Genomic DNA, 23,652 nt, shown 5'->3' with positions numbered 1-23,652 from the left:
TAAAAAGTTGCGTCAGACTGTCGACAAAAGGAATTGAGAAGTTCACACTCGATTCCTTTTGTCACTTTTTTTCTTTCATTATGTTTAAAAATGGTAATTTTATATCCCATAAAACAGACTCTTCAAGTATAAGAACTCTTTTAAACCGCCAGCCACGTCCAAGTAGCTAGTTTCTTTAAATTCATGGCAGCAAGAGTAAGCATCGCCTACATGGACAATTTTTTCAGACCTCTAGGCTGTCCATCGCATACCCTGCTTTTCCTTTGCATCGGCAAAGACACGCTCAATCGTTTCTTTACGCTTGCATAAATTTGTTTGATGTCATAGGAATGGCGTAAATGTTCAGCTTCCTCCGCATACAGTTCCCCAATATGGCGTTGAATGAATTTTTTGTGATTCTTACTTTCTGTACATTGGGAAAGGCTTGACACTTCGCACCATTCAAAGGTTTCGATGTATTATCACCCCAAAAATTTACCTATGTAGATGGGGTACTTTATGTAGAAGTTGATGTGAAAGAAGGGCGGTGACTCCAGCGGGAAAAGCGGGAGAAGCGGGAAAGTCGAGATCCTGGACTGAGTGAAGCGAGGGAAGCAGTTCGACCCCGCCCGCGGAAAGCGTCCGCCCGTAGTGGAAATCAACGGCTTTACTTTATTTCATTGAGTTTGTCTACAGTCTGATGCAACTTTTTTAAATTAGTAAAAAGTTGCGTTTTTTTCACTTTCACGTTAAAAAATAGGAAGAAAATAAGTAGGGGATTACCATATAATAACCAAGTATGGAATTTATCTTGTACTTCAATTTAAGATAAATGTATAATGCAAAATATGGTATTTTGGGATAGCTTTCGAATAGATATAAGGAGGGTGAAACAATGATTCGTATATTATACATAGAGGATGAAAAGGAAATAGGATATTGGGTTAGTAAAGAGTTAACTGAGAGGGGCTATGAAGTAACATGGTTAGAGTCTGGGGACGGTATGGAGCAACATATTTCCTCAAAGGATATTGCCATACTGGATGTGATGTTACCTGGTTTAGACGGCTTTTCTATCGGTAAAAGAATTAAAAGGGAAAATAAAGAACTGCCGATTTTAATGCTATCTGCTAGAACGGCAGTCGAAGATAAAATAGAAGGTTTGAACTTCGCAGATGATTACTTAACAAAGCCTTTCCATCCAGATGAATTAGTAGCAAGGCTAGAAGTATTACTAAGAAGATATCAAAAAAATGATGATGTGTTGGAACTACAGCATCTTAAAATGTATACAAAAGATATGAGGATAATGAATACATTGACTGAAGAAGAAATTCTCTTGACGGGTAAACAGTTTTATCTTTTACAGTATTTCATTCGCCATCTCAATCAAATTTTAACGAAAGAGCAACTTTATGAGGGGGTTTGGGGTGAGAGCTATATCGAAGGTGATAAAACATTGATGGTACATATTCGATATTTAAGAGAAAAGATAGAAATAAATCCCGCAAAGCCAACGATTATTGAAACGATTCGAGGGATTGGTTATAGGGTGAAACTATGAAATTCTTCCAATCATTACAAGCTAAATATATGTTGATCATCATATTAGCCTTATCAATTGTTCAAATTTCTTATATGGTAACAGCCATGTTTGTATTAGGAATTACAAAGACTGGGGTGGGCGAGTTTTCTAGTGAGGTACTTTTGGAAAGTGAAATCGAGAAACAATGGCATGCACAATCTAAAAATATAAGCAATGTATCAAATGATGCCATTACCCAGCTTTTTCAAAAGTGGCAAGAGCAATTACCTTCGGCTTCTATGTTCTGGGTAAGTGAGGATGGGACATTATTGACTACAGTAAATGTTCAGGAGGAGCTTCCAGCAAAGTGGACACCCGCATTTACTACTAAATTCATAAAACAGCGGTATGGGGAAGACCCATTTACAGTTATTTCCTTCTTGGGCGATGATGTATCCAATGGCTTTATTGTTTTAGAAGTTCCAAGGAACGTATTTAATCCGCCACTTATCAATATTTATGAAAACTATGGTAACTTCTTATTTCTTGGCGTTATAGCCATTATTCTATTTTTCATAGTCGTATCTTGGTTATTTTTCAAAGGAATCCGAAAGAGACTTTTACATCTTCAAGATGCCATGGAAATACGGGATGTAGATGGTTTACCTATTGAAATCCATGTGAAAAAGAAAGACGAAATTGGGCAACTGGAGCATAGTTTTAATAGGATGGTTTGTGAGCTGAGAGAAAGCAAACAGCGTCAGCAAAAAGAAGAGCAACTAAGACGGGAGCTGATTGCGAATCTCTCACATGATTTGCGAACACCTTTAACAAAGGTAAGAGCTCAATCCTACTCAATTAGTAAAGAAGCATTGTCAGAGGAAGGTACGCATGCATTACGAGCGATGGAAACATCTATAGTGAATATTGATGCTTTAATCGAAAATTTAATGTCCTACACATTGCTCATGTCAAGTAAATATAAATTTGAACCGAAAGAAATCAATGTTATTCGTTTTGTACGAGAGCACCTGACGACCTGGTATCCCGTTTTTGAACGAGAAGGCTTTGCCATTGATATTGAGCTACAAGCATTTGAGCATCATGAATGGTATATAGACCCCATTTGGTTAGGCCGTATACTGGATAACCTCTTCCAAAATGTACTACGACACGCCAATAGCGGGAAATACATAGGTGTGAAAACAGAGTCGACAGCGAGTTATACGGCATTTATTATTGAGGATCATGGAAATGGTATGAAAAATGAATCAAATGCAAAGGGTGCAGGAATAGGTTTATCAATTGTAGATGTTATGGTAAAGGGCATGCATTTAGATTGGGATATTTGTTCGGATCCATCGGGTACAAAAATTATAATAAAACATGTAAATCCATCTGCGAAGCTTGGTCTGTAAAGGCTCGCAGATTTTTTTAGTCTTTTTTAAACAAAATTTAAACTTAGCCCTTACCTGTTTTTAAACTTCTATTCTTATGATAGTTAAAGAGGTGAGGAGATTGGAATATATCGTACAAACACAAAACTTATCAAAAAACTTTGGAAAAGAACAAGCTGTATCAAATATAAATTTGCAAATACGCAAAGGTGAAATTTATGGGTTTTTAGGGCCTAATGGAGCGGGGAAAACAACAACGATTCGTATGCTTCTTGGTCTAATGAAGCCATCCTCAGGAACAATAAAAATTTTTCAAAAGGACATAGTGAAGGATCGTATTCAAATATTAGCGAATGTAGGTTCATTAGTTGAAAATCCATCTTACTACCCACATTTGACGGCCTATGAGAACTTGGAGGCACTACGAAAAATACTAGGTGTTCCAAAAACCAGAATCGATGAAGTTCTGCAAACTGTTCGTTTGAAGGAAGCTGCAAATAAGAAAGTAAAGGGCTTTTCACTAGGAATGAAACAACGCCTTGGTATTGCTGCTGCTTTACTGCACAACCCGGAGCTACTCATTTTAGACGAACCAACGAATGGTCTCGACCCTTCAGGTATTATTGAAATTCGCAATTTAATTAAAAGACTACCAAAGGAATACGGGATGACCATTATTATTTCCAGTCATTTATTATCAGAAATCGATCAAATGGCTACACAGGTAGGTATTGTTTCTAAGGGGACATTGATTTTTCAAGATTCCATTGAGGGAATGCGTAAATTTGCACAACCAAAGGTTACTTTTAAAGTGAGCAATGGTGAAAAAGGATGGCGTTCCCTTTTAGCAAATGGCATTAAGGCAAACTATCAGGATGACGTCATTTTCTTAGAGGAATGTTCTGACGAGAAAGTAGCACATATTGTTCAGGTCCTGGTTCAGGAAGGGATTTCAGTATTTCGAGTAGAGGAAGAAAAACGCTCATTGGAGGATATATTCCTGCAAATGACGGCGGGAGAGCTAAAGTTATGATGAGTAAACTATTAATTGCTGAATTTTTAAAGATCAAACGGAAAGGTATATGGTTTTTAACGCTTTTAGGTCCCGTTGGCGTAGTTGCTCTGCAAATGGTCAATTACGGTGTGAGGAAAGACTATCTTTTACAGCAGAGCGAGAATGATTGGGGTTATTTTTTACTGAACATTCATTCCTTTACACCGTTGGCAGTTGTATTAGGTATTGCTATCCTAACGTCATTCATGGCGAGTATAGAAAACGAGACAAATGCGTGGAAACAGCTCATCGCTTTACCTGTTTCAAAGCTATCCGTGTATTTATCTAAATTTACAGTATTAACGATTCTGTTATTTTTGTCTTCAACACTATTAATGATTTTTACACTGAGTTACGGACTAATTTTAAGCTTAGGTGAAACGGTCCCTTACTTAGAGCTCGCCAAGTATAGTTACTTCCCAGCTCTTGCAGCATTACCAATACTAGCTCTTCAGCTGTGGATTGCTAGTGTTTGTCATAACCAAGGTATCTCGATTACTGTAGGAATTTTCGGAGTGATTTTTTCCTATTCTTCCTATGTTTTACCGGATTGGATGATATGGAAGTGGCCATCATTGATGAATCAATGGGATGAGCCGATCATCAATGTCATGTTAGGAGTGGGGATTGGTATCTTACTCTATATTGCTGGCATGATTGATTTTGCAAGAAGGGACGTGAAATAATGACGGCTATACTGCGAGCTGAATGGTTTAAATTACGAAAATCAAAAATGGTACCAATTATCTTAGCAGGACCCATTATTGGGCTATTTATCGGATTATCAGCCAATTTAGAGGATAATATGTCAGGGGTATCAATCAATGAATGGTATATTGCGTTGTTCTCCATGAATTTAACATATGCTTTATTATTCTTACCACTTATTACGGGGGTTTTGGCTAGCCTCATTTGTAGGTACGAACATCATTCTGGTGGCTGGAAGCAGCTATTAGCATTGCCTGTAACGAGGGGGAAAGTATTTGTAGCTAAATATGTGTTAATCGTACTGCTTGTTATGGCGATGCAGCTACTGTATCTATGTTCAGTTTTTGCTGTAGGGATGATAAAGGGGTATACGGATCCTTTTCCAATGGAGATTGTATGGAAAAGCATTGTGGGAGGATGGGTAGCGACATTGCCTTTAGTAGCCCTTCAATTATGGATGTCGATAATGTTTAAAAGTTTTGCTGCTCCTTTTGCAGTCAATGTGGTATTTACCTTACCCTCTATTTTTGCTATTAATTCTGAACGTATTGGACCTTACTATCCATGGGCACAGCCCTTTTCGATGATGTATATTGGTGGAAGTACAGACGATGTATTTTTTGTGCCATGGGAGCAATTGTTAACAGTTGTCGGTGGTGGCTTCATCCTATTTTTTCTTGGTGGGTATTTCTACTTCCAACGAAAAGCCATTTAACCTAAAGGGGAGAATTGACATGAAAATGAAACGAAGTTTGAGAATATTAACTACATGTATACTACTAGCAGTTTTAGCTGGCTGTGGACAGGGGGCGGCTGTCAAAGATGCCTCTCAATATAGTAGTGAAATAAAAGATATTACTATACCTGATGATGTAAAAGTTATTGGCTTTGGAGAGGCAACACACGGAAATGTGGAATTCCAAGCCTTAAAAAAGGATCTATTTGAAGCAATGATGAAGAATGAAAATGTTCGTGTCTTTGTTTTAGAGGGGGATTTTGGAGGAGCCCAACAAATAAATCAATTTATTGTCAATAGTGTTGGCACGGCGCAAGATGCTATTAAAGCACTGGATTACGGCATTTATCAAACTGAACAAATGGTGGACTTTGTGCAATGGATGCATGACTATAACCTAACAGTCAAGGAAGAAGATAAAATTTATTTTTATGGTAATGATATGCAGCGCTATGATGATAGCAAAAAGGGCTTACTTGATTATTATGGGGATGTCGATGCTGAAACAGCTAAGCAATATACGGCTCAGCTTGAACATGTGTCCAACAAAACAATGAGAGATTTATCGAATAGCCAGTTAGTAGAGCTAGATAAAACAATTGATGCCATCATCAAAGATTTACAATCAAACAAGGAAGCCTATGAGAAAAAGTCATCAAAGGATGCCTTCTCTTTTGCGGCGCAATATGCACAAATTTTAAAGCAACGTACGCAATTGTTTTTAAACGATGGTAATTACATGAATTTACGTGATGAATACTTAGCTCAAAATTTACAATGGATTGTTGATTTCGAGACGACGAAGGGCCATGATAAAGTATTGATGTCTGGTCATAATGGCCATATAGATAAAACGTCTGCTACAATGGCAGGTTATAAGTCGATGGGACAATATTTAAATGAGTACTATAAAGATCAGTACTTTGCCATTGGTACGGATTTTGTGACAAATACATTCCAAGCACCGAATGGGTCTGGTGAACGTAAGGAGTATACGATAGAACATCATAACGCTCTAGTGGATGCCTTTAGTGATATCCATGACAACATCTTTTATGTGGATTTTGAAAATGCTAGTCAATCAGAAGAGCTATCAAATATCCTTACAAAGGAGCAAAGAATGGGCAATATAGGCGATGATTTTCGTCCTTGGTATAAGCTTACAAAAATGCTCTATACCATTAAAATGACACCAGCAGACGCATATGATGGTCTAATAATTGTGCAGGAAGCGACACCAACCAAAGTAACCGATTAGTTAAATATAGCAATCTCCATCAAAAAATCTTTGTTCTTCTCCATTATGATAAAAGTGAGGTGAGAAATATGGAGTATAGTCAGGCAACACAAAGGATTATTACTTATATCGAGGAGCAATTGATGGAAGAAATAGAACTTGAGTTTATGCCGAGTATTACGGGCTATTCGAAGTTCCATCTAAGTCGAATCTTTAAACAAGAAACAGGGCTTACGATTGGTGAATATATTCGGATGCGGCGATTAGCTGTGGCTGCCAGTTGTTTAATATACTCCAATGCATCAATCATAACGATTGCCTTTAAATTTCAGTTTCAATCTCAAGAGGCTTTTACAAGAGCTTTTAAAGAAGTGTATGCTTTACCACCAGGAAAGTACCGAAAATTGATGCAATCATTAGCTATGATGGAGGAGGAAAAGTTGATGGAATTAAATGAACAGGTTAAGGGATGGATGCTGAGCGGCGCAAATCCAGAATTATATCAATTTCATACGGATGATAAGGTATTTCATTCAGGAAAGCGCAGTGGTGTATTATTTTCCACCAATGCATCAGCAAATAATGGGCAATTTGCTACGATGATGCAAGGATTTCAGGCAGCTGACTATAAAGGCAAGAGGCTGAAAATGTCATGTTACTTAAAAACGGCTGAAGCTACAAAATGTGGGGCGTGGATGCGTATAGATAATGGTACGGGTGATACGATTCAATTTGATAATATGGATCAGCGCTCTGTGACAGGAACTACTGAATGGAATCATTATTCTATTGTTCTAGATGTACCCGAGGAAGGTGATTCCATTTATTTTGGTGTGTTGTTAATCGGCTCAGGAAAAGTGTGGGCAGATGGTTTCCGCTTTGAAGAAGTCAACAATTGGGTACCCACAACCAATATGCTTTCGCAGGAACGTTTACCGAAACAACCAGCTAATTTAGACTTTAGCATGGAGTGAATTGGATACGCTACACTCACGTGTGAACCGAGAATGGACTTTGTTGAACAACGTATTGTTTATCTCTAATTTGTTAAAGCTAACAAAGAGGAGGTGTGAAACGATGGCACAAGAAATTCTTTGTGAAGTCAATAACTGCACATTTTGGGATTCTGGAAACAAATGCACAGCAGAAAAAATTTATGTTGTCAGCCAGAAGGGACAACATGCTTCCAACAGTGAGGAAACTGACTGTAAAACTTTTGAACCTGAAACGCATTAATGCAAAAAAGGGTAGCCACTTATATGGTTACCCTTTTTCCCTGTCTTTATTAATAAGCATCGACCTTTTCTTTATTAAATAAAAGTTCATGTGCATTGTTTACTTTTTCCTCTACGTAATCCAAGGAGTACTTACCCACCGAATCTGTTAAATCACCAATTGCCCGCGACAAGTTATCAATGATCGAGATTAATTTATGCATTTCCGTGTGGTCTTTTTCTTGGTGCATCTCATCCATAATTTCATATGCAAGACGCTGAATTTTCCTTAGTCGCAATTTCTCAGAGTGCATTGAATCCTCCTTATTGAACCAATTTATGATGTCTAAATATATGAAAAATAAGTAGGTTTCATGAATGACTTTTTTTAAAAGTAATTGTTAGGATCATTAAGGGACAATGAAATTTCCTTTATACCAACATCAATTTTTGACTCTTCCACATTGGAAACATTTAATTTCAACATTCGCTCATGAAAAAATCCCTCTAAATAATTACGGTTAATCGAATCTAAAAGTATATTGCTTTGTTTCAAGTGCTGGATAAGCTTATCGATATTGACCTGTCTTGGTAGAATAATATGGCTATGCATACAGATTTCCTTAGAAGCTTTAAATTTTGCTAAATGGGCTGTTATAGATTGTTGAAGTCTGTTAGCACGTATGGCATAAGACTCGCTGACCTTCTTTTGATAACGTTCAAACATACCACTTTTTAAGTAAAGCTCTAAGGCTGCCTGGGAGATCATTGAGCTATCAATATCAGTTGTATTTTTAAATTGCCTAAATGTTTGAATGAAGACCTCTGGTAAAACGGCTAGCCCTATACGTAAACCCGGAAACATGATTTTAGAGAAACTTTTTAAATAAATGACATGTTGCTGTGTATCATCTGTATAAATAGGATCTATTTTCGAATTTTGCTCGAAATCCGCTAAATAATCATCCTCAACAATGTATACATGATATTGATAAGCAAGTTGACGAATCATATCTTTCTCCTGTTTGCTATAAGAAGTCCCTAGAGGGTTGTGCAAGCGAGGCATAGTGTAAAAAAACTTAATGTCATAACTATTAAAAATGCGCTCTAACTCATATAAATTAATGCCATCTGTTGTTCTTTTTATGCCGATGGCAGGAATTCCATAGGTTTTCAAATAATCCATATACAAATGATAACTAGGTTGCTCCACTAAAATTGTTGAGCGACCATTTGGAAATGGCATAATACTCAGCAAAGACAGGGATTGTTGTACGCCCGAAGTGATAAAAATGTTTTCTTCTTTAGTGAACACTTGATAGTTTGTTAATAGTTTTTTTGCCTCTTTTATTAAGGAGGGTAAGCCTTGTGATGTCCCATATCTAAATAGGTCTGCTTGGTATGTATCGATTGCCTTGTTGAGGCAATGTTGAAAGTCTTGGTACGGAAAAGCATGCCAGCTAGGTGAGGAGGTAGCAAAATCTATATGGTCTTGAACCTGTGGCTGAAGGGGTAATTGATGGTCAACAACATAGTGGCCGCTTTTCGGTAATGCATAGATAAGATGCTGATCCTCAAGTTTTTTTAAAGAAGTTAAAATAGTACTTTTACTGCAGGAATATTGTAGTGATAACTGGCGTATTGAAGGGAGCTTTGCCCCTGATTGAAGAGTACCTGTTTGTATTTGAGTCAAAAGCTGTGAATAAATCCATTCATATTTAAGCATATATAACCTCCAGCACACCTGTATCGGTACAGATGCGTTTTTTTCATATCGTCAATGTGTGTTCTTTTTTATACGATAACATTACCGGCCAGAAATGATGGAGAAGGAGCGTTATCGTATGTTAGAAAAAAGAAAAGCCTATATAGCAGCAATTTCGTATGCATTTGTTATTGGACTTTCATTCCTATGTGTGAAACTTACTTTGTCGGTGGCGAGCCCTATTGATACATTAGCTCACCGCTTTACAGTTGCTTTCATCGGCATTGTTATTTTACTAGTATTTACGAAAAATAAGCTAACAATAAAAAAACAGGATTTATTAAAAATTTTACCTTTAGCCCTATTGTATCCTATAGTTTTTTTCACGTTTCAAGTGCTTGGGCTTGCTAGAATTTCATCCTCAGAAGCTGGAATTATTCAAGCAACAATCCCTATTTTTACATTAGCACTAGCAAGTTTATTGTTAAAGGAAAAAGCTACATGGGGACAGTATGTTGCTATCTCGATTTCTGTACTTGGTGTGATTTATATGCTAATGATGAATGGGGCAAATGCTACTACTGGAAATATTTTTGGCAGCGGATTTATTTTGCTTTCAGCTTTTGCAGCATCAATTTATAACGTCTTTGCAAGAAGGCTTACAAAGCAATATTCTTTACTGACATTAACCTATGTCATGACGTTATGTGGATTTGTTATTTTTAATGGGATAGCTATAGGAGATCATGTGATGAAGGGCACCATCCATGATTTTTATAAGCCATTTCTACATGTTGACTTTATCATTGCCATTTTATATTTAGGCCTATTATCCTCGCTAGGCACGTCTTATTTATCAAATTATGCTCTATCTATATTAGAGGCCTCTAAAATGAGTGTTTTTAGTAATTTGGCTACGCTTATTACTATATTTGCGGGTGTTTTATTTTTACATGAAACCTTCCAGAAGTACCATTTAATCGGGGGAGTCATGATTGTTATGGGGGTTATAGGAACAAATTATTTCGGCATGAAGAGGGTAGCGAAAAATGAGCAAATATAGCCTCTTATTATTAATAAGCTGTATATGGGGGTCTCAATTTTTCTTTGTAGCGCTAGTGACAAATGATGTTGGTGCAATAACCTTATCGTTGTTGAAAGCGCTAATAGGTGCCATTTGTTTAAGCGTCATTAGCATATTTTTGAAAAAGGACAGCAATCATGTGAATAATAAATACTATTGGGCAATCGCCATTTTTGAAGTAGTAATTCCATTTGTCCTGATTGCACAAGGTCAAAAATATGTTAGCAGTAGTAATGCATCTATTGTAATAGCTATGGTTCCCATAATCACGTTAATTTTTGTCGTTTTTTTCTTTAAGAAAAAGGTTAGTAAGTTCCAACTCATTAGCATTTTATTAGGTCTCGTGGGAATCAGTATTCTTTCATGGCCAACACAAGAGATGGACGGTTCAAGTACAGTATTTGGCAATGCATTACTGCTCTTGGCCGCAATGAGCTTTGCACGATCATTAATATTAATGGAAAAGCTGGGGGCTGGCTCACCTATCGTACATATGCGAAATGTTTTAGGAATAGCCACGGTCATTTTATTACCAATGGCGATGATCTTTGAACAGCCATTCCAACTAAATATGAGTGGCATACAGATTGTTGCCGTAACCATTTTGGGGATTTTCCATTCGGGGATTGTTTACATGCTTTATAATTTATTGATAAAAAAAGAGGGTGCCTTATTTGCATCTCTTAGTAATTATGTAGTTCCTGTAGTAGGTGTACTATTGGGTTATTTTATACTAAAAGAGACATTGGAAATCAGACAATTCGTAGGCATATGTATTATCCTTTGTGCCCTGTTATTATCTAAAGAGCGGGTTGTTCATAAAAAGACAAATGATGAAAATTAATGATTTGGGATTATTTAATGACGTACAATTCTAATAAAACTACTTTTTCAAGACGGGAGGCATTTATGAGTAATATCTATGTCATTAGACATTGTCTTGCACAAGGGCAATCACCTGACGCCCCTTTAACACAGACAGGCATAAGGCAAGCAGAAAGCTTAGCTGATTTTTTCAAAGATACTACCATTCATCGAATTTTCTCAAGCCCCTTTTACGCGCAGTCCAATCCATTGAAGCTATCAGTAAAGAAAAAGGTATTCAAATTGAAATAGATCATCGATTGTCTGAACGACTTTTAAGTACAAAAGATTTGCCAGATTGGTACGAAAAATTACAGGCAACATTTATGGATATGGACTTATCATTTGATGGGGGAGAATCCAGCAAAGAAGCAATGGACCGCATTGTGAATGTTGTAGAGGAGGCTATTGCTCGAAATGTTGAAAATACCTTACTAGTGAGTCATGGAAACATTATAATAAAGATATTGATTTTCAATGTTGGAAAGATTTAAGTAATCCAGATGTTTTTGTATTACAGGTAAAGCACAATAACATCGTAATAGAACGGGTATGGAATCCACAGTAGGAAAGCCTTCTGCCGTTGCTTCGCTGAAGGCTCAAATCGTTCAATATTGAAAGTTCACACGGACAGAGGCATTTATGTCGATTTGCCCTTGTTCAATAGGTGTCATATCGGAGGAAATTGCCATTGAGCGATATAGAATAGGCGTATTAACTTGTTCTTCCACAATTTCAGTGGGGAGTAGCTGCAAAGGTAAATGCATCGTTTCAGCAATGGTTTTCGCCTTTGCCTGAGCATTATGCAGCGCTAAACTCAATGCTTGCTGATAATAGGCATCTACATGGTCAACTTTGAATTGAATGTTTGTGATACGATTTGCCCCATTATCTACTGCTGTATCAATGATTAAGCCAATACGTTCAGGATTTGATACATGGACGGTAATGGCATTAGTTACTTCATAACCATTAAAGATTTGTTGGCCGTCTTCAAAATGATAAAGTGGGGTAATTGTATAGGCAGCTGTTTGAATTTGTTCGCTTGGAATGCCAAGGGCTGTAGTGGATTGAATAACTCGATTCATAGTTGCCGCATTCTCCTGCTGTGGCTCTTGTACATTTTGGCCTCGCGTTTGAACTTCTATTTGAAGTTGAATGGAGCTTGGCTTAGCCTTTACCTGCCCATCGCCCCTTACAGTTATAACACGTGGGGGAATGGATGCCTGATGATGGAGCTGAGCATAGTACATACAATACCACCTTTCATAAGATTTTTTATTCATCATAGTATGCAAAAAATGATTTTATTTGTTTAATCTCTTTAAATATTTATCATGGAGCTTTGTCAATAAAAGCAAGGTAATAATAGAACCTAGCAACGCTAAAGACATGTCCCATTGAGCGTCCCAACGATCTCCCTGCATCCCTAAAAAGTCTTTGGCCCCTTTACTGCCCTTGGAGATTCGGGTGCTTAACCATTCAATGATTTCATAAAATGCAGCAATCGCAAGTAAAATACTAATGGAAATGAACGATAGCCAAGCGCCTTTTGTAAGAGGCGTTTTTCGAATTAAAATTTCCCTTATAACAATCGCCAGCAAGCCTTTTAAAAAATGTCCGAAGCGATCGTAATTATTACGGTGCAAATTAAATTCTTCTTTTATCCAATTAAATAGTGGCACCTCCGAATACGTATAATGCCCACCAATAAATGTTAGAATCGATAATAAGGCAATGATTGAGTAAGAAATGGTTGTGAATCGAAATTTAGGATAGATACAAACTACAATAATAATCGCAACTATTCCTGGGCTAACTTCAGCCAGCCAATCTAAGTAGGAAGATGGTTTAATAACAGACCAGATCAAAACAATTAAAGTGATGGCAAGAAAAGTTACATGTATTTTAAAATGCTTATTACTATTCATGACAACACGCTCCTTTGTCCCACAGTATGGGGAAGTAGGAGTTTGCTTATTCAACCGATGCTGCGTTAAAAAAAGGAAAAGCGTCTAGTTATTCGTTCTAAAACTGACGCTTTTGTACACATTAAATCATTTTTAAAAGTGCTTCGACACCACTCATACCTTCTGTAATGCCAAGTTGCTCGGCTTCATAAGTCACGGATTCTAACGGGGCTGTTAATAACTCATCAATCGTTTTTACACCAACTGCCCGACCAGCAATGATTTTTCGATCCACTAAGCGACTATTTAAAAGACCTACATCTAATGCGCCGCACATAATGTAGCCTGTATTATTGGAAATGGTTAATAGTGTTGTTTTAGGTAATTGAACAACTACTGCAGTAAAGAAATGCCCCTTAATCATGATAGGTTCAATTGTCACCATTGAAATCACTCCTTTTCTCTATATACATATGGCGATAACTAGCAAGGTGTTCGACATTTCTAATAAAAAATCTTTTAATAGTAAAGAAAAGAAGTCCAATATCAAAATAAAAGGAATCTACTCTTGGCGAATAGATTCCTTTTAGCATTTACTTGGTATAAGACAATAAAGCTGTTTGTTTAAATGTATTTAATGCAATGGTTGCTTCACTTTTAGAAGTATATTCAAACATACGATACGTGTTTTCTTCAAATACGGTAATGATCCACATTTATATTATCCCCTTTTGTGTTGCATAACATTTATTGAATTTAATTAATTGTTATATATCAGTGATGATTTTATTTTACATGAATAAAGAAAAAAATAAAGGAATATTAATGATGTTTCACATTTCGTTCAAATTTATAAAATTTTTTTAAAATAATTAAAACAGGAAAACAGACAATCCTTCACAAGTATAATTCACTGTAAATCGCAAATAGTAAGTTGACGGAGTTCTGTGAATATGGACTTGGGAGGTGATGCTATGACACGTAAATATGTAAGGGTTTTAACGGTTTTCGTTTTAATCATCTCGGGATTTTTTGTAGGATACAAAGCCCAGGCTAATAAAGGACGTCCGTATTATGAGGAAACAGGAAAAGTTGTGTGGGATATTAACACAGAGGATAAAATAGTGGCACTTACCTTTGATGATGGACCACATCCCAAATACACAGCGGCGGTGCTTGATTTATTAGCCAAATATGATGCCAAAGCTACCTTTTTTATTATTGGAAAAAATGCTGACAAATATCCAGAGCTTGTTTTACGTACTTATACAGAAGGGCATGAATTAGCGAATCATACGTATACACATCCGTTTAAAGTTTCCATCAATAAATTGCAAGAAGAGCTTCGACAGACGAATAACACGATATATGGTATTACTGGATTTTCCCCAGTTTTATTCCGTCCTGTTGGTGGAAATTACACAGATGCTATGATAAATGCCGCTGTTAAGGATGGCTACAAGGTCGTGATGTGGTCTTGGCATCAGGATACTCAAGATTGGAAAGAGCCCGGTGTAAAGAAAATTGTACAAAAGGTTATGAAAGGCACAAAGCCTGGCGATGTCATATTATTTCATGATGGTGGCGGTAACCGTACACAAACCATTAAAGCATTAGAGGAGATAATACCGGCATTAAAGAAGCAGGGCTACACATTTGTTACAATATCCGAGTTGATTGAAAGTAAACAGCAGCAAGAACAAGTTCAATAATGAAAAATGAGCCATCTCAACAATGTTTGAAATGGCTCGTTTTTCACATATATAAAATCGCTTAGGCTAGAAGAAAATAATTGGAGCTAGTGCAATACCTAGAACAGTCCCTAGTGCAATACCAACGCCAAAGCCGCCTCCACTAAATCCCCAAAAGCCTAAACCATAACCACCATATCTTCTATCAGGTAGAATCCATACCTGTCTTCTGTCGACCCTCGTGATTTCCCCAACATGTACTCTACCAGATGTATCCGAAATTCTAACTCGTTTACCGTGATATTTACAACAAAGATTGTAAGCATCAGTTGGATTCACAATAATCCCTCCTTTCTACTTCATTACAAGTTAATATATGCTAATTAATGCATTTATCTTTAGCCGATTGTCTATCCATCACATATACTATCAAGAGGTGATGACATGGCAGTTATGCCTACAGATAAGTGGCTTGAGGAGTATGAATTTTCCAGAAAATCTAAGAGCAGTGATGAGCTATATAGCTTACAATGCTCGGTGCTATGTGATCGTTTGATCAAACTATTTCAAGAGGGATATACAGAGGAAATACACTTTGAATTACAGCAGCAAGGTCTTTTCCTACCAGAGGAAGAGATTAATTTAAAGAGACTAAAACAGATGAATGTGTGGGGCTGCGTGGAGCAGGAGTTTATGTATCTACAGCAGAAGTGGAATGGTCCAGCTATACCTATTTATATCTTTCCAATTACAAGGCAGCAGAATATCACTAATAAAAATGGTGTGGCTTATCCTCATTCGCTTTTTTTATTTGTGGGAGAAGTAGAAAAACAGGAGCTTCAAGCATTACTCGCCCATGAATACAACCATGTTTGCCGTTTACATTATCTTAAAAAATCCTTAGATGAAATGACTTTATTGGATTCTCTTATATTAGAGGGTTTAGCAGAATGTGCTGTGAAAGATCTTTACGGAGATAGATGGCTAGCACCATGGTTAACTAACTATACATTTGAGAAGCTTATCAAACTATGGAAATCTCAGTTTTTGCCAAACCTACAACTGCAGGGATTGGAAAAGCATCGACCATTCTTATACGGTGGGGAGCTTCCGCTGTGGATAGGCTATTGTATAGGCTATCAAATTGTTCGGTCATATATGAAGAATCTTTCATCACAGCTTCCTTTATTAATAACAAGCCAAGATATACTTGCTGGCTCAGAGTTTCCGCTACAATAGAGTAAAGGAGTGATTGCTGTGTCTAGTGAAATAAAAAATGTATTATTACCAATTGTAGATTCATCCACAAAGGTGCTAATTGTTGGATCCATGCCAGGAAAACAGTCATTAGTAAAACAGCAGTATTATGGTAATCCACGCAATCACTTTTGGCCTATCATTGGCCAGCTATTACAGGTCGAGGTTCCTGAAGATTATTGTGAGAGAATAGCTTTATTAAAAAAGCGTGAAATCGGTCTTTGGGACACAATTGAAGCCTGTGAGAGAGAAGGGAGCTTGGATGCAGCGATTCGTAATGAAAAGCCAAATGATTTTCAAACCCTTTTTGAAACCTACCCGAACATCAAGTTAGTACTCTTTAATGGGGCGAAGGCAATCGATGTTTTTAAAAAGCATATTGGATTAGAGCTTTTAGCAGGACGAGCCTATAAAAAAATGCCATCAACGAGTCCGATACCCGGGAAAAATATTAAATCCTTTGACGAAAAAGTTGAGGAATGGCGAATTATATTGTCATATTTATCACAATAGTTTGCGGGTCATTCAAGCATTGCTTTGTACATAAAAATTTACATAGTTAAGGGTGATGATATGGCGAGAAAGAATGATAAAAAATCGTTAAAGAACTCGTTTTCGCTTCCTGCATAAAAAGATGTATGAAGAATGTTCATAAGAAAAGTCACGAAAACGTTGATATCTCAACATTCGTGGCTTTTTGATGTGTTTTCAAACTTTTATTTGGGAACGTTTTTTTGTTTGAAATTTATATTATATTTACTAAAAAAGCGATAGTCTATCAGCCTTCTATAGTTGGCTAGAAGAAAGGGAATAAAAAAAAGAGTAAGAGTAGCAACTTCTAATCCATTTTAATTTTCTTATACTTTGTGAAATACATTATAGAAAAAAATATAATCCAAAAAATAATTATTAAATACACAAGAGCAGTGAGAGGTTCGGTAAACGGATTAACATTATTTTGATAATCTTTAATAATTAGAATAGCTAACACCAAAATTGAACTCCAAAACATAATCATCAAATATAATTTCATAAGATTCTAGACTCCTTTCTATTAACATTTTTTTATTTATAATGTAAATTATGGATATATCGTTAAAAGGGATGGAGGAAAAGTATACGACTGTTAAAACTAGTAACAATTTAAAATTTTTAACTTCTTTCGTTACCATCTTTTTATTAAGTGTAATTTATTTTTCGGAAAATTCCAACGTTGAAGAAAATATTACTCATACAGTAATTGAAGTGCATAAACGTGAAGAAAGTAAGAGCATGGAGCGTTAGAAAGAGATGTATATTTTTAAAACAGAGTTTTTTTCGGAGCAAATAATAAATATATATTTATTATTAAAATGATTAATTACTTTATTTATATTTTGGATAGGCTATAAACCTTAGAGCTGCAAATGTTTCAGGTTTTAAATGTGTATTTAAAATCGTTCCTAAAGACGCAACTTATCCGTTAGTTTGTTGTTGAAAATAAAAAGACATATCAAAAAATACTTTTCCTATGCGATAAAGTTGGAAATCATAAATATACTTTATTAGAAATGCCAAAGGTTATAGGATGAGGAAAATTGGCCTGTTATTATCTTCGCTTAGGTGGGCAATGGCTCAACGGTTAAATGCCCTATTACATATATTGAATTATGTAAAAGGAGGGCTTGTGTGTACAATAATCCATTTAGAGAAGATAATTTTAGAAGACCTGGCTGGGGTGGCAATGATAATTTTGAAACACCGCCATTTGGTCCACCTAATTTTGGTCCGGCTCCAGCTGGACAAATGCCAATGAGTGCACCACCAGGCTTTTCACCGCCAGTGCCCGCACGGCGAGAAGGATCAAGTGGTATTCACTCCTGCTTATTTAGAAACACCTTTATTTGGTTGAATACAGGTAGGAGCTTTTGGTTTTTCCCCACAGTTATAGGAAGAGATTTCATTGCGGGTTTTCGTTGGAGTAATCGGTATGGCTGGTATTTCCGTACCATAACAAGAAATCAAATTCGTTCATTTGAATGTTTTAGATAAAGCTCACACAAAGAAAGTTTCATTTTCAAAAAAATGGTGTTACAATGACGGTAATAAAAGATGAAGGGACGATGGGTGGCTAATGAATAACTAATCTTATTTTTTAAAGATGAAATTAAAATTTCACCAGCAATAAAAATAGGATTAGTCTGCCCATTTTCCATAAATAACACTTGTATTGGTCTTAATCTGCCAATATAAAGCGATTCCGCAAGCTTATTTTACTATGTCTAAAATAAGTAATGGAGTAACAAATATAGCTGTTGCAACAGTTTATTTGTGTATATGTAGCGATGACTAATCCTTCCAAAATACTTGGAGGGATTTTTTTGATTCCTCCTACTGGAGAGGATGAATGTTATGAAGGAGCTTTTAAAATTACAGGATATTAGTTATGAAATAAAGGATACATTCCTATTTGAACATGTGACTGCTACCGTAAAGCAAGGTGAGGTAATCGGCATTATTGGTAGAAATGGTGCTGGAAAATCCACATTGCTTCAATTGATTCGAGGTATGTTAGTGCCCACAACAGGAGAAATCAAGGGGCTACAAACTGTAAAAACGGCATTTGTAGAGCAGGAATTAGCTCATTTTAATAGGATGGAAATAACAACTAAAGAGGCAGATTTGCTATCTAAATGGAAAGTGCCGAATGTGCCATTTGCAGCATTAAGTGGTGGGGAAAAACTCAAAATGCGCCTGACGGAAGGTTTCTCGCAGGGAGTTCAACTTCTAATGCTGGATGAACCAACCAATCATTTAGATGAACAGAGCACCAATTTTTTGATTAAACAAGTACAAAACTATAGGGGAACGGTTATTGTTGTCTCGCATGATCGATACTTTTTAGATAGCGTAGCGACCAAAATTTGGTCGATTGAGGACAATAGACTTATAGAACATAACGGCAATTATTCAAACTATATGGCTGAAAGAGAGCATCGAAGATTAACACAACAACGTGCATACGACAAGCAGCAAAAAAATATTGAGCGCATTGAGGCACAAATGCAGGAATTGACAGCATGGTCTCAAAAGGGCCATGCTCAGTCTACAAAGCTAGAAGGTTTTAAGGAATACCATCGTGTGAAAGCAAAGCGTCTTGATTCCCAGGTGAAATCCAAGAAAAAGCGATTAGAAGCAGAGCTTGAGAAGGCAAGGGTGGAAGCTGTAAAGCCTGAGGCAGAAATACGCTTTTCTTTAGGCACCCATCAACGTGTCGGTAAACGCTTTTTAGAGACCAAAAATGTATTCTTACACTTCAATGACAGAGTGTTGTTTAAGGATGTGAACGTCACTGCGCAGTTTGGAGATAAAATTGCCATCACAGGAATAAATGGTAGTGGAAAAACAAGTTTTTTAAAAGTCATCTTAGGTCAATTAAAGGCAGAGGGCAGAGTATGGCTATCTCCGGCTGCTAACATTGGTTATTTATCACAAGAAGTCTTTGATCTACCTCTTGAACAGACACCGGAGCAGTATTTTTATCAAGAAACGTTTGAAGAGCGAGGGAAAGTCCGCAATCTCATGAAAAATCTAGGATTTACTTCTACTCACTGGACATCTGTTATAGGGGAGATGAGCATGGGTGAGCGGGTAAAATGTAAACTGATGGCTTATATATTAGCAGACAAGAACGTTCTTATTTTAGATGAGCCAACGAATCATCTTGACCTGCCTTCCCGTGAGCAATTAGAGCAAACGCTTGCCCAATATAATGGGACATTACTTGTTGTCTCACACGATCGCTACTTTCTAGAAAAGGTAACGAATAGTGTATGGGAGATTCATGCTCAACAGATAGAGAAAAAATGGAGAAAAGAGGTTAAGCAAGACGAGGGTGTAGTGACACTTCGCTTAAAGCTAGAAACCGAGCGGCAGGAAATATTAGGTAAACTTAGCTTTCTCACAGCTAAAGATAAGGACTATGTAATGCTTGATGAAAAATTTAATGAACTGACGAAGCGAATTAACGACCTAAAATAGGTAACGTTTAAGATGGTTTTCACTAGGGAAAAATACCGAGAGAGGGAAATTAATAGATGGAGGTACACGCAATGAAAAGAATGCTAGTTCTCCTTTTTTTGAGTATTTGCTTTATAGGTGCTTGTGCTAATCGGGAAGAAAATCAACAAGCACATGAAAGTGAGACCCAAATACCTGTCGAACAAGCTAATCAACATGATAATGGAACAGCTATGGAACAAACAGAGGTCCTGCAACAAATCAAGGATCAAATACAAGCTGATTTCACCATAAAAATGCCAACAACTTTACCTATTACACAGGATTCTTTTTTATCAGCTACTACAAGGACAGAAGGGAATCAGGTGGAAATTGTCTTTTATGAAAGTAAAGAGAGTATGCCGATTAATGATATTCGATTAAAGAAATCAGCAAACGTTATAGCACGATTGCTCGTTAAGCAATACAATAATGCAGAAGGGGCAAGCACCCAAATAGCGTTTGATAATTTTAATCAAAATGGTGGACAAAAAGTGGATCTTGGTGACAATATTAAAGGTTATCAAGACGCGGGGGCAGGCTCCTTATGGACTGGATGGAATGAAGGACGCTGGGCAATTGCCACACATACCCGAACAGAAAATCCTGAGGCTGGTGTCAAGCTTGCAAAGCAAGTAGTAGAATATTTAAAAAGTCATATGCTCCCTATTCCAAAGCAATATGGCATGGCTCAATTGGACGTTTATCAAACAGGCAATTTAATCGTTTGGCAGGATGAAAAGCTTGTGTATACACTCGATTCCATAAAAGACCCTCTAAAGGCCATAGAAATAGCTACAGCGTTTGACCAATAATTAAAACCCTAGAGTCTTGTGGCTCTAGGATTTTTTTAGTTGTTTTACTTTATAGAATCAATAAGGCCACTGTAGTCGTGGAATCGCTGTTGCCAACTCTCCATTGGGAAATTTAGTTGTTCCTTTCTATCTAGCAAATCAGCCAGCAAGTTTAGACATATATGCCACCCCGCTAAATCCTTTGGCGTATGCTCTGTCAATTCTTGAAGTGTCTCTACTAATAGGAGGAATGTGCCCTCGTCATTAGAAGAAAGTTCGAATCGTACCGTATCCGTACCCCAATCAAATTCGAGAGTTTCATTTTCTGCATAATCGGTAATGGCTATTGTTTCATAGGCATCTATTCCATCGTTCATATTAAAATGCATCTTCCCATTCTTACGAAGATCAATGATTTCTAAATTGCTCATCCACTTTTGCAGCTTGTCATTTTCAGTGATTGCTGCCCAAACAACATCTATTGAATGAGGGAGCTGGCGTTTGAATGTTGCAACATGATGATTGGATTGTTCTTCAATAGTAGCTAGCATAGTATCCTCCGTCTTTTATGTGATTTTGTCCTTATTATAGGTGTTCTTTATGAACTGTTCAAAGGAGAACATCCCATAAATATATTATTTATAAGAAGTGAGATTTGGGATACTATTGTTAAAAAGGGGGCGTGAACATGACATATGAACAAGCATTAGAACGTTATATCCAAGCAACAAATACTCATGATTTTAATAAGGTAAAGGTTATTTTGCATCCACAGGCTGTCTATTGGTTTTCGGATAAAACATGTACGACTACAGAAGAAATTGGTGCTTACTTCAATCACGCATGGAATGTAATTCAAGAAGAGGTCTATTCAGCAACTGATATAACTTGGCTAACCGTTGATGAAAAAACAGCCACCTGTATTTATACATATCACTATGAAGGCTATCATAATGGGAAATCTGTATCAGGTAGCGGTAGGGCGACAAATATTTTTACATGGATGAATGGTGAATGGAAGTTAATTCATGAACATTTGAGTGGATATATTAAATAATTTCCCATACCATCTGAATAATCAACATCGAGATAATCACAGTTAGTAGTCGTTTGGCTACTTTTATTGGAATGTGTGGTAGCACTAGGAGGCCTAATTGAGAGCCTATAATGGAGCCTAAGGCCATGGCAATTGCATAATGCCATTGAATAAAGCCTGTTTGATAAAAAACAATAAAAGCTCCAGTACAACTTCCAAAAAGCAGTGCACGCGTGAGTTGTACGGCCTTTATGTAAGTGTGTTGGCAACGCCAATAATATAAAATACTAAAAGTTGAAGAACCAGGACCAAACCCACCATCATACATAGCGATAAAAAATGGCTGCCAAAGGGAGGACGTTGTATGCTCTGTAGGATTCACAGTGTCAGTCCAAGCCTTGTTTTTTAAAGTGACAACTAATGCAAAAATCAGTAGGATACAGGCTGTAACATTCATATTTTGTTCGGATTGTGACACGGCTAGAAGTGCACCACCAGCTCCTCCTATAACAGCAATAGCTATGTATTTTAAAATAACTTTGAAATGTAGCTCCTTATGATACAGTAAATAAAAAATGCTAGATAAAGCCGATATACCGGTCGAAAATTTATTTGTAGCAATACTAGTTTGAATGGGAATACCGACCAGCATCATAGCGGGTAGCGTCATAAGACCTCCACCTCCCGCAAGTGTACCGATAAAGGCAGCTATTATACCAATGCATACGAGGGTTAAAGAGATTTTTGTATAATGTGCCATGAAACTAAGGAGTACAAGGAACAATATCCATAAAATTTTTTTCATAGGCTACTCTCCTCACTTGGATAGCTTTAGGGTAAAGGTATTTAATTTATAAATCTAATATATTATTTTTGAGTACATATAAATATTATTTATCTTTTGGAAGACTAAGGGAGATTGCTGCATACAAAGGAAGAAAGAGGCGAAATCCAATGCTGCGAGACAAAAAGTCGATTATTAAACACTATGAACATTCTCTTCATTGGGTAAAGAATTTGAGGAATTTAACTGAGGAGCAATGGCGTATGCCAATTGAATCTGGAAAATGGTCAGTTGCAGAGGTGATAGGGCATCTTACACCCTGGGATAAATTTGTGTTAGAACAACGAATACCATATTTATTTACTAATACATCGTTACCTAAAGGACCAGATGTCACGAATATGAACAGGAGGGCAGCTGAGAAAAGTCGTGAACAGCAGTTAGAAAAAACGATTATTGAATTTGTTTTGACAAGACGTCAATTGCTTCAAACCATTCAGCAATTTACAGATGAGCAATGGCAGCAGTCGTTCAATATTGGACAGTCTAACATAACGATGGCTGATTATTTTGGCGGATTAATTGACCATGATTTACATCATTTTTCACAAATTCAGAGTGTTTTACATGTATAGGAGC

At 36.8% G+C, this 23,652-nt stretch carries 27 protein-coding genes and 2 pseudogenes; 19 read left to right on the top strand and 10 right to left on the bottom strand.

Features of this window, described 5'->3' with window-relative positions; translation table 11 throughout:
- Nucleotides 1–209: 209 nt before the first annotated feature.
- Nucleotides 210–454 (bottom strand): annotated as a pseudogene (locus tag AC3CH7_RS20130) (transposase); the annotation flags it as partial.
- 420 nt (nt 455–874) lie between these two features.
- Here AC3CH7_RS20130 and AC3CH7_RS20125 point away from each other — a divergent pair.
- From AC3CH7_RS20125 to AC3CH7_RS20090, 8 genes are all read left to right on the top strand, one after another.
- Complete coding sequence (locus AC3CH7_RS20125) at nt 875–1,543, top strand: response regulator transcription factor (RefSeq protein WP_036164918.1); 669 nt, start codon at nt 875–877, stop codon at nt 1,541–1,543.
- Nucleotides 1,540–2,922, top strand: a complete 1,383-nt coding sequence (locus tag AC3CH7_RS20120) for a sensor histidine kinase (RefSeq protein WP_447402604.1) — start codon at nt 1,540–1,542, stop codon at nt 2,920–2,922. Before AC3CH7_RS20125 ends, AC3CH7_RS20120 begins: the two co-directional genes overlap by 4 nt.
- 100 nt (nt 2,923–3,022) lie before the next feature.
- Nucleotides 3,023–3,934 carry an ABC transporter ATP-binding protein gene (locus AC3CH7_RS20115; protein WP_031416626.1) on the top strand — a complete coding sequence of 304 codons (912 nt, stop codon included), beginning with the start codon at nt 3,023–3,025 and terminating at the stop codon, nt 3,932–3,934.
- On the top strand, nt 3,931–4,641 hold the full coding sequence (locus tag AC3CH7_RS20110; protein WP_031416625.1) for an ABC transporter permease: 711 nt from the start codon (nt 3,931–3,933) through the stop codon (nt 4,639–4,641). Before AC3CH7_RS20115 ends, AC3CH7_RS20110 begins: the two co-directional genes overlap by 4 nt.
- Complete coding sequence (locus AC3CH7_RS20105; RefSeq protein ID WP_031416624.1) at nt 4,641–5,378, top strand: ABC transporter permease; 738 nt, start codon at nt 4,641–4,643, stop codon at nt 5,376–5,378. The genes AC3CH7_RS20110 and AC3CH7_RS20105 overlap by 1 nt, the downstream gene beginning before the upstream one ends.
- A gap of 19 nt (nt 5,379–5,397) precedes the next feature.
- Nucleotides 5,398–6,657 carry an erythromycin esterase family protein gene (locus AC3CH7_RS20100; protein ID WP_031416623.1) on the top strand — a complete coding sequence of 420 codons (1,260 nt, stop codon included), beginning with the start codon at nt 5,398–5,400 and terminating at the stop codon, nt 6,655–6,657.
- A 68-nt stretch (nt 6,658–6,725) separates the two neighbouring features.
- Nucleotides 6,726–7,610 carry a helix-turn-helix domain-containing protein gene (locus tag AC3CH7_RS20095; protein ID WP_012295945.1) on the top strand — a complete coding sequence of 295 codons (885 nt, stop codon included), beginning with the start codon at nt 6,726–6,728 and terminating at the stop codon, nt 7,608–7,610.
- Between the two features lie 103 nt (nt 7,611–7,713).
- Complete coding sequence (locus AC3CH7_RS20090) at nt 7,714–7,872, top strand: DUF1540 domain-containing protein (protein WP_004231699.1); 159 nt, start codon at nt 7,714–7,716, stop codon at nt 7,870–7,872.
- 49 nt (nt 7,873–7,921) lie between these two features.
- On the opposite strand, the gene AC3CH7_RS20085 is transcribed toward AC3CH7_RS20090, so the two are convergent.
- Together AC3CH7_RS20085 and AC3CH7_RS20080 are read right to left on the bottom strand one after the other, a co-directional pair.
- Nucleotides 7,922–8,164: a hypothetical protein gene (locus tag AC3CH7_RS20085; protein WP_031416620.1), complete on the bottom strand. Its 243-nt coding sequence runs from the start codon at nt 8,162–8,164 to the stop codon at nt 7,922–7,924.
- A 74-nt stretch (nt 8,165–8,238) separates the two neighbouring features.
- Nucleotides 8,239–9,576, bottom strand: coding sequence for an aminotransferase-like domain-containing protein (locus tag AC3CH7_RS20080; protein WP_012295943.1), 1,338 nt, complete (start codon nt 9,574–9,576; stop codon nt 8,239–8,241).
- A 118-nt stretch (nt 9,577–9,694) separates the two neighbouring features.
- Between AC3CH7_RS20080 and AC3CH7_RS20075 the strand changes: the two genes are divergently transcribed.
- The 3 genes and pseudogenes from AC3CH7_RS20075 (at nt 9,695) to AC3CH7_RS20065 (ending at nt 11,997) form a co-directional block, all read left to right on the top strand.
- Nucleotides 9,695–10,618, top strand: a complete 924-nt coding sequence (locus tag AC3CH7_RS20075) for a DMT family transporter (protein ID WP_036162410.1) — start codon at nt 9,695–9,697, stop codon at nt 10,616–10,618.
- Nucleotides 10,605–11,483 (top strand): DMT family transporter, encoded by an 879-nt coding sequence (locus AC3CH7_RS20070; protein ID WP_200990718.1) that lies wholly within the window; start codon nt 10,605–10,607, stop codon nt 11,481–11,483. Before AC3CH7_RS20075 ends, AC3CH7_RS20070 begins: the two co-directional genes overlap by 14 nt.
- Nucleotides 11,483–11,997, top strand: a pseudogene (locus AC3CH7_RS20065) (histidine phosphatase family protein). The gene AC3CH7_RS20070 and the pseudogene AC3CH7_RS20065 overlap by 1 nt, the downstream one beginning before the upstream one ends.
- A 114-nt stretch (nt 11,998–12,111) precedes the next feature.
- On the opposite strand, the gene AC3CH7_RS20060 reads toward AC3CH7_RS20065, so the two are convergent.
- The 4 genes from AC3CH7_RS20060 to AC3CH7_RS20045 all read right to left on the bottom strand — a co-directional run bounded on the left by AC3CH7_RS20060 (nt 12,112) and on the right by AC3CH7_RS20045 (nt 14,129).
- Nucleotides 12,112–12,756 (bottom strand): SIMPL domain-containing protein, encoded by a 645-nt coding sequence (locus AC3CH7_RS20060; protein ID WP_012295939.1) that lies wholly within the window; start codon nt 12,754–12,756, stop codon nt 12,112–12,114.
- A 54-nt stretch (nt 12,757–12,810) separates the two neighbouring features.
- Nucleotides 12,811–13,434, bottom strand: coding sequence for a DUF2238 domain-containing protein (locus AC3CH7_RS20055; RefSeq protein ID WP_036162408.1), 624 nt, complete (start codon nt 13,432–13,434; stop codon nt 12,811–12,813).
- Nucleotides 13,435–13,555: 121 nt separating this feature from the next.
- Nucleotides 13,556–13,858: a YunC family protein gene (locus AC3CH7_RS20050; RefSeq protein WP_008175342.1), complete on the bottom strand. Its 303-nt coding sequence runs from the start codon at nt 13,856–13,858 to the stop codon at nt 13,556–13,558.
- Between the two features lie 148 nt (nt 13,859–14,006).
- Nucleotides 14,007–14,129: a hypothetical protein gene (locus AC3CH7_RS20045; RefSeq protein WP_012295936.1), complete on the bottom strand. Its 123-nt coding sequence runs from the start codon at nt 14,127–14,129 to the stop codon at nt 14,007–14,009.
- Between the two features lie 258 nt (nt 14,130–14,387).
- Here AC3CH7_RS20045 and AC3CH7_RS20040 point away from each other — a divergent pair, with 258 nt between their 5' ends.
- Nucleotides 14,388–15,125 carry a polysaccharide deacetylase family protein gene (locus AC3CH7_RS20040; RefSeq protein WP_031416614.1) on the top strand — a complete coding sequence of 246 codons (738 nt, stop codon included), beginning with the start codon at nt 14,388–14,390 and terminating at the stop codon, nt 15,123–15,125.
- Between the two features lie 66 nt (nt 15,126–15,191).
- Here the strand turns inward: AC3CH7_RS20040 and AC3CH7_RS20035 are convergent, their stop codons facing one another.
- Nucleotides 15,192–15,443 carry a hypothetical protein gene (locus tag AC3CH7_RS20035; protein WP_012295934.1) on the bottom strand — a complete coding sequence of 84 codons (252 nt, stop codon included), beginning with the start codon at nt 15,441–15,443 and terminating at the stop codon, nt 15,192–15,194.
- A 105-nt stretch (nt 15,444–15,548) separates the two neighbouring features.
- Here AC3CH7_RS20035 and AC3CH7_RS20030 point away from each other — a divergent pair, with 105 nt between their 5' ends.
- The 5 genes from AC3CH7_RS20030 to AC3CH7_RS20010 all read left to right on the top strand — a co-directional run bounded on the left by AC3CH7_RS20030 (nt 15,549) and on the right by AC3CH7_RS20010 (nt 21,214).
- Nucleotides 15,549–16,343, top strand: coding sequence for a DUF2268 domain-containing putative Zn-dependent protease (locus tag AC3CH7_RS20030; protein WP_012295933.1), 795 nt, complete (start codon nt 15,549–15,551; stop codon nt 16,341–16,343).
- An 18-nt stretch (nt 16,344–16,361) separates the two neighbouring features.
- A complete protein-coding gene (locus tag AC3CH7_RS20025; protein ID WP_281486844.1) occupies nt 16,362–16,874 on the top strand; it encodes a DNA-deoxyinosine glycosylase in 513 nt (170 codons plus the stop codon).
- Between the two features lie 1,155 nt (nt 16,875–18,029).
- The gene (locus tag AC3CH7_RS20020) at nt 18,030–18,392 is read left to right on the top strand and encodes a hypothetical protein (protein WP_036162402.1); all 363 of its coding nucleotides are present in this window, start codon (nt 18,030–18,032) and stop codon (nt 18,390–18,392) included.
- Nucleotides 18,393–18,752: 360 nt separating this feature from the next.
- Complete coding sequence (gene abc-f, locus AC3CH7_RS20015) at nt 18,753–20,381, top strand: ribosomal protection-like ABC-F family protein (RefSeq protein WP_447402602.1); 1,629 nt, start codon at nt 18,753–18,755, stop codon at nt 20,379–20,381.
- A 71-nt stretch (nt 20,382–20,452) separates the two neighbouring features.
- On the top strand, nt 20,453–21,214 hold the full coding sequence (locus AC3CH7_RS20010) for a hypothetical protein (RefSeq protein WP_036164885.1): 762 nt from the start codon (nt 20,453–20,455) through the stop codon (nt 21,212–21,214).
- A 44-nt stretch (nt 21,215–21,258) separates the two neighbouring features.
- Here AC3CH7_RS20010 and AC3CH7_RS20005 read toward each other — a convergent pair whose 3' ends face one another.
- Nucleotides 21,259–21,744, bottom strand: coding sequence for an SRPBCC family protein (locus tag AC3CH7_RS20005; protein WP_447402601.1), 486 nt, complete (start codon nt 21,742–21,744; stop codon nt 21,259–21,261).
- A gap of 137 nt (nt 21,745–21,881) precedes the next feature.
- Here AC3CH7_RS20005 and AC3CH7_RS20000 point away from each other — a divergent pair, with 137 nt between their 5' ends.
- Nucleotides 21,882–22,250 carry a YybH family protein gene (locus AC3CH7_RS20000; protein WP_012295925.1) on the top strand — a complete coding sequence of 123 codons (369 nt, stop codon included), beginning with the start codon at nt 21,882–21,884 and terminating at the stop codon, nt 22,248–22,250.
- Here AC3CH7_RS20000 and AC3CH7_RS19995 read toward each other — a convergent pair.
- Nucleotides 22,243–22,989, bottom strand: coding sequence for a sulfite exporter TauE/SafE family protein (locus AC3CH7_RS19995; protein ID WP_012295924.1), 747 nt, complete (start codon nt 22,987–22,989; stop codon nt 22,243–22,245). The two genes, AC3CH7_RS20000 and AC3CH7_RS19995, sit on opposite strands and share 8 nt — an antisense overlap.
- A 194-nt stretch (nt 22,990–23,183) precedes the next feature.
- Here AC3CH7_RS19995 and AC3CH7_RS19990 point away from each other — a divergent pair, with 194 nt between their 5' ends.
- On the top strand, nt 23,184–23,648 hold the full coding sequence (locus AC3CH7_RS19990) for a DinB family protein (protein WP_488381845.1): 465 nt from the start codon (nt 23,184–23,186) through the stop codon (nt 23,646–23,648).
- Nucleotides 23,649–23,652 lie beyond the last annotated feature (4 nt).

Source organism: Lysinibacillus sp. F12, assembly GCF_057773605.1.
This window is presented reverse-complemented; position numbering and strand designations above follow the sequence as displayed.